Source organism: Winogradskyella sp. 266wxhm (genome assembly GCF_058964685.1).
The window spans coordinates 1,175,419-1,188,754 of sequence record NZ_CM179559.1 but is presented as its reverse complement, the minus strand read 5'-3'; the positions used below and the strand labels follow the sequence as shown (position 1 = coordinate 1,188,754).

9 protein-coding genes are annotated in these 13,336 nt (G+C 34.3%); 7 read left to right on the top strand and 2 right to left on the bottom strand.

Features of this window, described 5'->3' with window-relative positions:
- Nucleotides 1-33 precede the first annotated feature (33 nt).
- Together AC2H4K_RS05275 and AC2H4K_RS05270 are read right to left on the bottom strand one after the other, a co-directional pair.
- Nucleotides 34-1,065 (bottom strand): LacI family DNA-binding transcriptional regulator, encoded by a 1,032-nt coding sequence (locus AC2H4K_RS05275; protein WP_281138738.1) that lies wholly within the window; start codon nt 1,063-1,065, stop codon nt 34-36.
- Between the two features lie 83 nt (nt 1,066-1,148).
- Entirely contained in the window at nt 1,149-2,135 is a 987-nt protein-coding gene (locus AC2H4K_RS05270) for an aldo/keto reductase (RefSeq protein WP_281138737.1), read from the bottom strand.
- Nucleotides 2,136-2,233: 98 nt separating this feature from the next.
- On the opposite strand from AC2H4K_RS05270, the gene AC2H4K_RS05265 reads away from it, so the two are divergent.
- From AC2H4K_RS05265 to xylA, 7 genes are read left to right on the top strand one after another with little or no spacing between them, the layout of a single operon-like run.
- Entirely contained in the window at nt 2,234-3,367 is a 1,134-nt protein-coding gene (locus AC2H4K_RS05265; protein ID WP_281138736.1) for an endo-1,4-beta-xylanase, read from the top strand.
- Entirely contained in the window at nt 3,364-5,295 is a 1,932-nt protein-coding gene (locus tag AC2H4K_RS05260) for a sialate O-acetylesterase (RefSeq protein ID WP_493742944.1), read from the top strand. The genes AC2H4K_RS05265 and AC2H4K_RS05260 overlap by 4 nt, the downstream gene beginning before the upstream one ends.
- A gap of 6 nt (nt 5,296-5,301) precedes the next feature.
- Nucleotides 5,302-7,917 (top strand): glycosyl hydrolase 115 family protein, encoded by a 2,616-nt coding sequence (locus tag AC2H4K_RS05255; RefSeq protein WP_281138734.1) that lies wholly within the window; start codon nt 5,302-5,304, stop codon nt 7,915-7,917.
- A 33-nt stretch (nt 7,918-7,950) separates the two neighbouring features.
- Nucleotides 7,951-9,378, top strand: a complete 1,428-nt coding sequence (locus tag AC2H4K_RS05250) for an MFS transporter (RefSeq protein ID WP_281138733.1) — start codon at nt 7,951-7,953, stop codon at nt 9,376-9,378.
- Nucleotides 9,379-9,396: 18 nt separating this feature from the next.
- Complete coding sequence (locus AC2H4K_RS05245; protein WP_281138732.1) at nt 9,397-10,449, top strand: glycoside hydrolase family 43 protein; 1,053 nt, start codon at nt 9,397-9,399, stop codon at nt 10,447-10,449.
- A 60-nt stretch (nt 10,450-10,509) separates the two neighbouring features.
- Nucleotides 10,510-11,994: a xylulokinase gene (locus AC2H4K_RS05240; protein ID WP_281138731.1), complete on the top strand. Its 1,485-nt coding sequence runs from the start codon at nt 10,510-10,512 to the stop codon at nt 11,992-11,994.
- A gap of 29 nt (nt 11,995-12,023) precedes the next feature.
- The gene (gene xylA, locus AC2H4K_RS05235; protein ID WP_281138730.1) at nt 12,024-13,334 is read left to right on the top strand and encodes a xylose isomerase; all 1,311 of its coding nucleotides are present in this window, start codon (nt 12,024-12,026) and stop codon (nt 13,332-13,334) included.
- Nucleotides 13,335-13,336 lie beyond the last annotated feature (2 nt).

Here is a 13,336-nt window from a genome sequence, read left to right as displayed (position 1 = left end):
CTGCAATTATAACTTGTTGAAAGCTATGATTTACTAATTATTACTTTTGGTAGAACCACGAACTATGATTTCGGTGTTTAAAAAAGTAATTTCGGTAATACTTTTCTTTTCCGAATGCTTAAGGTGTTTAAGTATCTTTTTTGATGATGTTTTACCCATTTCATAGGCAGGATGTGATATAGTTGAAAGTCCTGGATCAATAATTTGAGATAAAGGGTCATTGTTAAAACCAATGATTTTAAGTTCGTCAGGTATTATCAGTCCTCTTTGTTTTGCAACTTGAATTGCAGCAACTCCTGTGGTGTCATTTGATGAAAAAATACCATCTGGCGGATTGTCCATATCAAGTAGTTTATTCGTTGCTTTTTCACCTTCCTCGTAACTCATTGTTTTTACATGTTGAATCAAATCTTCTTCAACAGGCAAATTATGCTCTTTTAGCGCATCTCTGTAACCTCTTTCACGCTCCTTGTATATGTTCCTGAATTTTAATCCACCTATGTGTGCTATACGTCTAGCTCCCATTTCAATTAAATGATTGGTGGCTTTATATCCAGCAGAATAATTATCAATCATTACTCTGTAAGTGTCAAAATCTTTCGGAACCCTATCAACAAAAACTAATGGAATGTCTTTTTCCATAAACTGTTCAAAGTGATTAGTTTTTGTGGTTTCCATAGCAAGAGAACATATAATACCACTTACTCTACTATTATAGAGTGCTTGTGCCATGTTTACTTCGTCTTCATAGGAGTCATGAGACTGTGTAATAATAACATTGTAACCAGCTTTTTGAGCGGTTTCCTCAATACCAGAAATTAAGGAAGCCATAAATGGCCTGTTAATACGAGAAATTAATACTCCAATAGTTTTTGATTTATTATTTCTTAAACTAGAAGCTAATACATTTGGGGTATATCCCATTTTATTAGCCATTTCATTCACCCTTTCTATGGTTTTTTTACTAATGCTCCTGTGGTTTTTTAAAGCTCTTGAAACTGTAGAGCTTGATAAATTTAGCTCATTAGCAATGTCATAAATAGTAATGTCTCTATTATTGGCCATATTATTTATTAGTGTTTAGTTAGCAAAAATAATACAATAAAACATATACCTATTTTTCAAGGCTATATAAGGTTGCTTTTTGGTTAATAGACACCTCTAATGTATTCGTGTATATTGTTTTTGTAAAATGCTTTTAATTGTAAATGTAGTTCTGAGCTTAACTCACTTATTTCAGATGTACTGCAATTAGAATCTATTTGCGCAGGCGAGCTAGCACCTGGAATTATGCACGTAACGGCATCATGATCTAATATCCATCTTTGTGAAAATTGAGCCATACTTAATCCTTGAGGCAAAAACTTTTCCTCTATCGCTTTAGAGAGTTCTACACCTTTTTCAAATGGTAAACCAGCGAATGTCTCGCCTACATTAAAAGCTTCACCGTTTTTGTTGAAGTTTCTATGGTCAGAGTCTGCAAATGTTGTTTCCTTATTAAACTTACCTGTTAGTAACCCACTAGCCAGAGGTAAGCGAACAATAATACCAATATTTTTTTTCTTGGCTTTTGGTAAAAGTTCATCTAGAGCTTTTTGTCTTAATACATTAAATATTATTTGAAGTGAAGTTATACCTTCTTGTTCAATGCAAAATAATCCTTCTTCAATAGTTTCTACAGAGGCGCCAAAAGCCTTAATTAGCCCTTCTTGTTTTAGCTGTCTTAACCAATCAAAAATCACTCCTTCATATAAAACATCAGGTGGAATACAATGAAGTTGAAGTAAATCAATAGAATCTAAGCCCAATCGCCTTAATGAATTTTCAACTGATTGTCGTAAAGCTTTCTCGCTAAAGTTATCTGGAAAAACACTGGCATCACGACCAAACTTTGTAGCAACTTTAATATTAGTTTCTGTTGACTTTAAAAATTTTCCAATGAGTTCTTCGCTCTTGCCAGCTCCGTATACATCGGCTGTGTCAAAAAAAGTCACTCCATTTTCAACCGCTTTATTCATTATGGCAAAGGCATTATCTTCAGAAATATCTTTTCCCCAATCTCCACCTAATTGCCAACAGCCTAAACCTACTTCGCTTACTGTGAGTTTTTTATAATCTAAATCTCTATATTTCATATGTAGAACTTAAACAATTAGTGTGCAAGATAGTGATTATACTCTGTTTTTTTTTATATTTACGCAACCGATTGCATTTGTGCAAAAAAATAACTAAGATGAAAAATGTAAGTCACTATTTTGCTTTGTTTTTAAGCCTATTGATTTTAAACAGTTGTGAGCAAAAAAAAGAAGAAGTTGAAAAAGATAACAGTGTAGGTTTAAAAGATGCCTATAAAGAAGATTTTCTGATTGGTGTAGCTCTAAATGCAAGTCAGATAGAAGAGCAAGACTCTATTCAAAATAAATTGATAAGTGGTGAGTTTAATAGCGTAACTCCAGAAAACGTTATGAAGTCTTTATTAATTCATCCTAATAAAGATACTTATAACTTTGATTTACCGGATAAACTTGTAGCCTTGGCAGAAAAAAATGAGATGCACATTCAAGGGCACACTTTAGTTTGGCATAGTCAGTTGTCACCGTTTTTTAAGGAGATATCAGATAGTACAGCAATGGTTGAAGTTTTAAAAGACCATATAAATACAATAGTTGGTAGATATAAAGGAAAGATTGATGCGTGGGATGTTGTTAACGAAGCACTAAATGATGATGGTACTTTACGCAAAACAGTTTTTCTAGATGTTCTGGGTGAAGATTATTTGTCCTTAGCCTTCAATCTCACTCAAAAAGCAGATCCTGAAGTAGAGTTATTTTATAATGATTATAGTATGACTAATCCTAACAAACGTGCTGGTGCTATAAGAATTATAAAAAGAATGCAAGAACAAGGAGTGCGAGTAGATGGAATAGGTATGCAAGGTCATTGGGATTTGAATAGTCCAAGCATTGAAGAAATAGAAACCAGTATAGTACAATATGCAGAATTAGGAATTAAAGTTGATATTACAGAACTAGATGTTTCGGTAATACCAATGCCGTGGGATTTTTCAGGTGCAGATGTTAATGTGAAATTTGAAAGCACTGACCCAACAATGAATCCTTATCCAAAGCAATTACCAGATTCAATACAAGATCAATTGGCAAAACGTTACGAAGATATCTTTAAGCTTTTCCTGAAGCATAAAGATAAAATTAATAGAGTGACATTTTGGGGAGTTAACGATGGTAACTCTTGGAAAAATGATTGGCCAATAGAAGGTAGAACCAACTATCCTTTATTATTTGATAGAAACAACAAAAAGAAAAAAGCATATCATTCACTTATAAAATTGAAATCAGATTCTAAATGATTTTGGTGAAAAAAATAGTATTCACATTAAGTCTTTTATTGACATGTTATGGCTTAAGTGCTGAGGTAATACTGCCAAGCTTTATTAGTGATGGCATGGTACTTCAGCGTAACGCTGAGGTTAAAGTTTGGGGTTGGGCTTCACCAAATGAAAGGGTAACCGTAGATTTTAATGACATAAATCTTGAAACTAAGACCAACTCAGATGGAGAGTGGATGGTGGTTTTAAAAGATTTACAAGAAGGCGGACCATATCAAATGGTAATCTCAGGCACAAACACCATAACAATAAATAATATATTCGTTGGTGATGTGTGGCTCTGTTCAGGGCAATCAAACATGGAATTGCCTATGCGAAGAGTAAAACCTTTGTATAAAGAAGAAATTGCGACAGCTCAAAATTCAAGAATACATTATATTGAAATTCCACAACGTTATAATTTTAAGCAGCCACAACAAAATATTGAAAAAGTAAAATGGCAAGAAGTTAGTCCAGAAACTATTTCAGATTTTTCTGCCGTTGCCTATTTTTTTGCTAAAGAATTATACGATACCTATCAGGTGCCTATAGGTTTAATAAATGCGAGTTTAGGTGGCTCACCTGCCGAATCTTGGTTAAGCGAAGATGAACTAAAAAAATTCCCACATTATTTTAATGAATTGCAACAATTTAAAAATGATGAGCTAATAGATTCCATTCAAAATCATGATAACAATCACTGGCAAGATTGGCATTATACACTTCATAAAAAGGATATAGGTAATAAAGACACTCCTTGGCATAGCAAGAATTTAGACATATCAAACTGGGATGAAATGGAAGTGCCAGGCTATTGGATTGATGAAGAACTTGGCGACAAACATGGTGTGGTATGGTTTAGGAAAGATATAGATGTGCCAAAGTCAATGCTAAATCAATCGTTGTCATTAGAGCTTGGTAGAGTTGTCGATTCAGATTCTGTTTATGTTAATGGAACCTTTGTTGGTACTACAGGATATAAGTATCCACCAAGATGGTATACAATTCCAAAAGATCTTTTGGTTGAAGGTGAAAACAACATTACCGTTAGAGTTATCAATGAAAGTGGAAATGGTGGTTTTTATGAAGATAAACCTTATCGCATAACCTCAGAAAAAGACACGATTGATTTAAAAGGTACATGGAATTATAAGTTGGGAGCTGATATGCCCGCAAAAGCCAGTCAAACTTTTATTCGCTGGAAACCTACAGGTTTATATAATGCGATGATAGCACCATTATTAAATTACGAATTAAAAGGTGTAATTTGGTATCAAGGAGAATCTAACGTTAAAAATCCAAAGGAATACGAAACACTTTTCCCATGCTTAATAGAAAACTGGAGAGCGAAATTCAACCAAGATAATCTTCCGTTTTTATTTGTTCAGCTGGCTAACTACTTAAAGGCTAATGATACACCAACTGAAAGTAGTTGGGCTGAATTGAGAAATGCACAGTTAAAAACGTTATCTCTTCCAAATACCGCTATGGCTGTTACTATTGATATTGGTGAATGGAATGATATTCATCCTCTAAATAAAAAAGATGTTGGCAAAAGATTGGCTTTAGCAGCTAAAAAAATAGCCTATAAAGACTCTGAAGTTGTGTATTCTGGCCCAATACTTAAGTCATATGAAGTACAAGAGAATGAGATTATTTTAGAATTTGAAAATACAGGTAGTGGTTTAATGGCTAAAGGAGGCGAGTTAAAAGAGTTTGCAATAGCTGGTGCAGATAAAAAATTTGTTTGGGCAAAAGCAGAAATAAAAGGAGATAAAGTAATAGTTACAAACCCAAGTATTACAAACCCAGTAGCCGTTAGGTATGCTTGGGCAGATAATCCTGACGAAGCCAATTTGTACAATAAAGAAGAATTACCAGCTTCACCTTTTAAAACTGATAAATGGTAACAACATATGAAATCTATTAAGCTTTTTTTATTTTTAATATCCTTGTTCTCGCTCTCTTGTGAGCAAAATAGTGAAGAGGTTAGTGAAGACGAATTATTTCAATCTTACGTACAACCTAATTCAGGTTTTCCTGTAGTTAATACTAAAAACGCAACCTCAATTTTTTTAGATAAAAATGATTATTCTGGAGTTTTAAAAATCGCTGAAAAATTCCGAACAGATATAGAACGAGTGACTTCGGTAAAACCAGAATTAATAACAAATACAATCCCATCGCAAGGAAATGCTATAGTCGTTGGAACAATAGGTAAATCCGAATTAATAGATAAGTTGGTTGCAGATAAAAAACTAGATGTATCTTCCATAAAAGGAAAATGGGAAACATTTTTAATCGAAACCGTAAAAAATCCATTTGAAGGTGTCGATGAAGCATTAGTTATTGTCGGAAGTGATAAACGCGGAACAATATATGGCATGTTCGATATGTCTTATGAAATGGGAGTGTCTCCATTATATTTTTGGGCAGATGTTCCTGTTAAGAAAAAGGAAAATGTTTTCATAAAAAGAGGCAAGCACACTAAAGGTACTCCAAAAGTAAAATACAGAGGTATATTTATAAATGATGAAGCACCTGCACTAACAAGTTGGGTTTATCCAAAATACGGAGATTTTAATTCTGAATTTTACGATCAGGTTTTTGAGCTTATTTTAAGAATGAAAGGCAATTACATTTGGCCTGCCATGTGGCAACCAAGAATGTTTTATGAAGACGATCCTCAAAATGGCATTTTAGCAGATGAATATGGAATTGTTATGGGCACTTCTCATCACGAACCTTTAACACGTGCCCATGCAGAATGGAGTCGATTTGGAGAAGGTGAGTGGAATTATTCTACTAATCCAGAAAATCTCAAAAAGTTTTGGACAGAAGGAATGGAAAGAAAAGGAGATAAAGAAGCACTTGTAACCATTGGTATGCGAGGTGATGGAGATGAGGCTATGAGTGAAGATACTGCTATTGAAACATTAGAGGAAGTTGTGGCTGCTCAACGTGAAATTATTGAAGAAGTAACAGGGAAACCAGCTTCAGAAACACCGCAAATGTGGGCGCTTTACAAAGAAGTTCAAGATTATTATGACAAAGGAATGAAAGTGCCAGATGATGTTACCTTATTATTTTGTGATGATAATTGGGGAAACATAAGAAAACTTCCTGCTTTAGATGCTGAACCTAGAGAAGGTGGCTACGGTATTTATTATCATTTCGATTATGTTGGTGGACCAAGAAGTTACAAGTGGATTAATACAACACAAATTGAGCGCGTTTGGGAACAAATGCACTTGGCTTACGAACATGATGTGAAAAATGTATGGGTCGTAAATGTTGGTGATATAAAACCAATGGAATTTCCTATTGAATTTTTTCTAGATTATGCTTGGAATCCAGATAAATGGACGGCAGATAACCTTCAAGATTACTACACACAATGGGCAGCAAAACAATTCGGTAAAGAACATGCTGAAGTAATAGGTGAATTTGTAAAAAAATATACCAAGTTTAACGCAAGAAGAAAACCAGAACAACTTAATGACTATATGTATAGTCTAACTAACTTCAATGAAGCCGATAAAATAGTTGAAGACTATAACACTTTGCTAAAGGAAGTTCAGGATCTAAAACAAAAATTACCAAAAGAATATTATGATGCTTATTACCATTTAGTTGAGCATCCAATAGAGGCAAGTGCAAATTTAAATGAGTTGTATGTAGCTGCTCAAAAAAATAAATGGTATGCAGAACAAGGTAATCCGTTAGCAAACGATTATGCTAAAAAAGTAGAAGAGTTGTTTGTGAAGGACTCCTTAATCACAAAATACTATCATGAAGAGTTAGCCGGAGGAAAATGGAATGGTATGATGTCTCAAACCCATATTGGTTACACCTATTGGAATTCACCAAGATATAATAATATTCCAGAGACAACACTTGTCGAGGAAAACACAGAATACAATACTGTAGAAGAAGAAAAAAACGATGCTGAAATAGAAATCCCTAATGGAGCAAAAGGGTTTGTTGAAAGCAATAATTACATTTCAATAGAAGCTACAAATTTCACTGATAAATCAGAGCCAGAATCTTTTGAGTGGAAGACAGTTGAAAATTTAGGAAAAACAGGATCTTCAGTAATTTCGTTACCTATTAAAAAAGGTAGAGTAGAGTTAACTTCTAATTCGCCAAAGTTATCATATGATGTTTACTTCAAAAGTAAAGGAACAATAAAGGTACACGCTTATTTTTCGCCTACAATTAACTATTCTACAAGAGAAGGTATGTATTACGGTTTATCTTTTAATGATAAAAAACCAACATTAGTAAACTATGATTCGGACTCACTAATATTTAATTACAACGGAAAAGTACCTAGCAATTGGCATAATGATGTTGGTGATAATATTAAAGTTATTACTACTGAATTTGAGATTAATGAAATTGGAAATCATACCCTAAATTATTTTAGAGTAGATGAAGGTTTGGTACTTCAAAAAATCGTCATAGAAACTTCAGAAAATAGCTTGCCTAAAAGTTATTTAGGTCCACCTCAAAGTCACTTTTCCGAATAGTGATGCATCATTAAACGAACTAAACTAATTAAAATGAATAAAGAATCACAAAAATTATCAGTACTAGAGAAAGTCGGTTATAGCTTAGGAGATTTAGCGGCTAATCTGGTTTTTCAAACATTGGTAACCTACTTGGCATACTTCTATACTGATATATATGGGTTAGAGAACAATCATGCATCTGCAATTATTTTAACCGTTGGTCTTGTTGCAGGATTTGCATTCAATCCTATAATTGGTGCAATTGCAGATAGAACTAATTCTAAATGGGGAAAATTTCGTCCTTGGATATTATGGACAGCTGTTCCATTGGGTGTTATAGCGCTATTGGCATTTAGTACTCCAAATTTCTCATACAAAGGAAAAGTAATTTATGCTGTAGTTACCTATACCTTGTTGTTATTGTTATATGCAGCCAACAATTTGCCATATTCAGCCTTGAGTGGTGTAATTACAGGTGATATGTCAGAACGAAATAGTATGTCTGCGTATCGTTTTGTAGCTGTAATGTTCGCACAATTTTTTGTGCAGGTATTTATGCTACCTATTATAGAAACTGTTGGTGGAGGCGATAAAGCTATTGGTATTGAAAAAGTAATGACATGGCTGGCCGTTATAGGAACAATAATGTTACTAATAACCTTTTTTACTACAAAAGAAAGAGTAATACCTAAGCCAGAACAAAAATCTAGCTTAGCAGAAGACCTTAAAGATTTAATTAAAAATAGACCCTGGTTAATCATGTTAACCTTAACTACTTTGATATTTATAACGTTAGCCATGAAAGGCGGTTCTTATGTCTATTATTTTGAGAATTATGTAGATAAAGATGCTTTGGCAAACTTTTTAAGTCCTGTGTTGAGTAGTGATTTAGGTCAAACATTATTTGGTGATAATCCCGTTTCAGCAGGATTTGGTTTATTCAACGCTGGCGGAATAATTTTTATGATAGTAGGAATAGGACTTTCTAAAAAACTGGCCGATAAATATGGTAAACGCGATGTTTTTGGAATATTCCTTTTCATTTCAACATTGTTTATTTTACTGTTTTACTTCTTCCCATCAGAGTCAGTAAAATTTATGTTTGTGTCTCAAATTTTTCATGGTTTCTTTTATGGTATTACCATTCCAATACTTTGGGCTATGATTGCGGATGTTGCTGATTTTTCCGAATGGAAAACCAATCGTCGAGCAACAGCTATTATTTTTTCAGCAATGATGGTAGGATTAAAAATTGGACTAAGTATTGGTAGTGCCTTGGTCGCATCTATATTAAATAGCTATGGTTATGATGCCGGTTTAGAAACCCAATCAGCAACGGCAATAAATGGAACAAAAATGTTGGTGAGTATTTATCCAGCTATACCATTTTTAATAGGAGCTGGTTTATTGTTTTTTTATGAAATAAATAAAAAGATGGAAACTCAAATAGAAACAGAACTTAAAGCAAGACGATTTTAAATAAATAGAAAAGACATTATGCCAGAAGATAGTATTGATCATATAGATTTTGAAGAATTAAATAAAAAGGCCATTTCTCAGCCTTTGGTAAAGCACATATACACAGCAGATCCTTCTGCACATTATTTTAACGGGAAAATATATATTTATCCATCACATGATGTTGATGCAGGTGAAGCATTTGATGATTTAGGAAGTCATTTTGCAATGGAAGATTATCACGTGATTTCTATGGATACTGTTGATGCTGAAGCTGTAGACCATGGTTTAGTACTACATGTCAATGACGTAGACTGGGCAGAAAAGCAAATGTGGGCACCAGATGCAGCACACAAAAACGGGAAATATTATTTGTATTTTCCAGCTAAAGGTTATGATGGTATTTTTAGAATTGGTGTAGCAGTTAGCGATTCGCCAACAGGACCATTCAAGCCTCAACCAGAAGCCATAAAGGATAGTTTTTCAATAGATCCAGCAGTTTTTGAAGATGAAGATGGCAGTTATTATATGTATTTTGGTGGAATTTGGGGCGGACAATTACAACGTTGGAGAACGGGAAGTTTTAATGCTGAAGAACCAGAAAGTCCAACAGCGCATTTGCCAAAGGATGATGAACCAGCATTATTGCCTTTTGTTGCAAAAATGACCGATGATTTATTAGAGTTTGCTGAAAAACCAAAGGAGATTGAAATCCTCGATGAAAACGGAGATTTGCTATTGGCGGGAGATAATGAAAGACGTTTTTTTGAAGCTGCATGGCTACATAAATATAATGGAAAGTACTATTTTTCATATTCAACAGGAGATACACACTTTATTTGCTATGCCATAGGCGATAATCCTTATGGTCCATTTACTTATAGAGGGAGAATTCTAAATCCAGTAGTAGGTTGGACGTCCCATCATTCTATCTGCGAGGTTGAAGGAAAATGGTATTTGTTCTATCATGATTCGTCACTTTCAAAAGGGGTTACGCATCTAAGGTCAATCAAAGTGGCAGAAATTGCATATAATGATGATGGTAGCATTCAAACAATAGAGCCTTATACTAATGAAAAGATTTTATCTTAGTATCAAAAAGTAGAGAGAAATTAATAAACTCAATCAAATAGAACGAAATTAAAATAAGTAATGGCATATTATATAGGATATGATTTGGGGAGCTCTTCGGTAAAAGCTGCTTTAGTTGATGCTTCAAGCGGACAATCTATTGGTATTACCAATTATCCTGAAAATGAGATGAAAATTATTTCCCTAGAGACAGGTTGGGCAGAACAGCAACCGGAATTGTGGTGGAAAAATATTATAAAGGTTACTGAAAAACTTTTGACAGAAACAGGAGTCAGCTCAAGCCAAATAAAAGGTATTGGTATTGCTTATCAAATGCATGGACTCGTTACAGTAGATAAAGATCATAATGTACTTCGACCGTCGATAATTTGGTGCGATAGTAGAGCTGTTAATATAGGAAATCAAGCTTTTTTTGAAGTTGGAAAAGAAAAATGTATTTCACATCTTTTGAATTCTCCTGGGAATTTCACCTTGTCAAAACTAAAATGGGTTAAGGAAAATGAACCTGAAGTTTACAGTAAAATTTATAAGTTTTTATTACCAGGCGATTTTATATCGTTAAAGTTAACGGGTAAACCAACAACGACTATATCGGGTCTTTCTGAAGGCATTATGTGGGATTTTAAAGAAAACAAACCTGCCGAATGGCTTTTTGAGCATTTTGGTATTAGTACCGATTTAATTCCGGAAATTGTTCCGACATTCTCAGACCAAGGTTTAGTGAATAAAGAAGCAGCAAAAGAAATTGGTTTGCCAGAAGGCATACCAGTACTTTACAGATCTGGGGACCAACCTAATAATGCCTTGTCTTTAAACGTGCTAAATCCTGGTGAAATTGCAGCTACCGGAGGTACAAGCGGTGTTGTTTATGCATTGACAGACAGAACGGATTCTAAGGAAAGTGTTAGGATAAATAGTTTTGCCCATGTAAATTATACGAAAGAAAAGCCTGTTATTGGCAAACTCTTAAACATTAATGGAGCAGGTATTCAATACAGCTGGATGAAAAGTCAATTGGCATCAAGCTCTAGTTATAATGATATCAATGAGCTTGCAGCTAGAGTTCCTGTAGGATCTGATGGTTTACGAATTATACCTTTCGGTAATGGAGCGGAGCGTATGCTAGAAAACACAAATAATGGATCGTCAATATTTAATTTAAATTTCAATAAACATCAAAGCCAACATCTTTTTAGAGCAGCTTTAGAAGGTATTGCTTTTGCTTTTGTGTACGGCATAAATATCCTCAAGGAAGATGGCGTAGAAGTTTCAAGAATACGAGCTGGAAATGATAATTTGTTCCGCTCTGAAATATTTTCAAAAACAATAGCAACATTAACAAATGCCAAAATAGATATTATGGATTCTACAGGTGCTGTGGGTGCTGCTAGAGCAGCAGGTGTTGCCAACAAAGATTTTGAAACGTTAGAATCTGCTTTTTCTGAAAATGAAAAGGTATTGACTTACTATCCATTAACGGATAAACAACAGTATAAAGATGCCTATGATTCATGGGTTCAATATTTAGAAAATAGATATAAATAATTAAATAAAAAACATAAAATAATAAAGAGATGAAAGAATACTTTAAAGGAATAGATAAAATAAAATATGAAGGGCATTTATCCGATAACCCTTTGGCTTTTAAATATTATGATCCAGACAAAGTGGTGGCTGGAAAAACTATGCGCGAACATTTTAAGTTCGCTATAGCTTACTGGCATACATTCTGTGGGCAAGGGGCAGATCCATTTGGTCCAGGTACGCAAAATTTTGAATGGGACCAAGCTTCAGATCCAATACAGGCTGCAAAAGATAAAGCTGATGCTGCGTTTGAATTTATTTCAAAAATGGGATTTGACTATTTCTGTTTTCATGATTACGATTTAGTTCAAGAAGGTGCAACGTTTGCAGAATCTGAAAAGCGTTTATCTCAAATAGTGGATTATATCAAACCTAAAATGGATGCTACAGGAATCAAGCTTCTTTGGGGAACAGCCAATTGTTTTTCAAATCCAAGATATATGAATGGAGCTGCAACCAATCCAGATTTTGATGTGGTAGCTAGAGCAGGTGGGCAAGTTAAATTAGCCTTAGATGCTACTATGGCTCTCAACGGTGAAAATTATGTGTTCTGGGGAGGTCGTGAAGGCTACATGTCTTTGCTAAATACAGATATGGGAAGAGAGTTAGATCATATGGCTCAATTCTTAACTATGGCGAGAGACTATGCAAGAAAGCAAGGGTTTACAGGAACTTTCTTTATTGAACCTAAACCAATGGAACCTTCTAAGCATCAGTATGATTTTGATACCGCTACCGCTATAGGCTTCTTAAGAGAATATGGTTTAGAGAAAGATTTTAAAATAAATATTGAAGTCAACCATGCAACATTGGCGCAACACACATTTCAGCATGAGCTTGAAGTGGCAGCAAAAGCAGGAATGTTAGGTAGTGTAGATGCTAACAGAGGAGATTATCAAAATGGTTGGGATACAGACCAGTTTCCAAATAATATACTTGAAACAACAGAAGCTATGCTTGTGTTTTTACAGGCAGGTGGACTTCAAGGTGGAGGTGTGAATTTTGATGCAAAAATAAGAAGAAACTCAACGGATTTAGAGGATATTTTCCACGCGCATATTGGTGGTGCAGATACTTTTGCACGTGCACTAATTACAGCAGATAAGATTATGTCATCATCTCCTTATAAAAAGCTTCGTGAGGAACGCTATAGTTCTTTTGATTCTGGTAAAGGAAAGGATTTTGAACAAGGGAAACTGAATTTAGAAGCGTTATATGATATAGCTCATGAAAATGGAGAGTTAAAGCTTAAGAGTGGAAAACAAGAACTTTTCGAAAATATTATCAACCAATACATTTAATA

Excerpts from the sequence above, each read along its gene's own strand:
- AC2H4K_RS05250 (WP_281138733.1), top strand. The coding sequence starts at position 7,951 with ATGAATAAAGAATCACAAAAATTATCAGTACTAGAGAAAGTCGGTTAT.
- AC2H4K_RS05240 (WP_281138731.1), top strand. The coding sequence starts at position 10,510 with ATGGCATATTATATAGGATATGATTTGGGGAGCTCTTCGGTAAAAGCT.
- AC2H4K_RS05255 (WP_281138734.1), top strand. The coding sequence starts at position 5,302 with ATGAAATCTATTAAGCTTTTTTTATTTTTAATATCCTTGTTCTCGCTC.
- AC2H4K_RS05245 (WP_281138732.1), top strand. The coding sequence starts at position 9,397 with ATGCCAGAAGATAGTATTGATCATATAGATTTTGAAGAATTAAATAAA.
- AC2H4K_RS05260 (WP_493742944.1), top strand. The coding sequence starts at position 3,364 with ATGATTTTGGTGAAAAAAATAGTATTCACATTAAGTCTTTTATTGACA.
- AC2H4K_RS05275 (WP_281138738.1), bottom strand. The coding sequence starts at position 1,065 with ATGGCCAATAATAGAGACATTACTATTTATGACATTGCTAATGAGCTA.
- AC2H4K_RS05270 (WP_281138737.1), bottom strand. The coding sequence starts at position 2,135 with ATGAAATATAGAGATTTAGATTATAAAAAACTCACAGTAAGCGAAGTA.
- xylA (WP_281138730.1), top strand. The coding sequence starts at position 12,024 with ATGAAAGAATACTTTAAAGGAATAGATAAAATAAAATATGAAGGGCAT.
- AC2H4K_RS05265 (WP_281138736.1), top strand. The coding sequence starts at position 2,234 with ATGAAAAATGTAAGTCACTATTTTGCTTTGTTTTTAAGCCTATTGATT.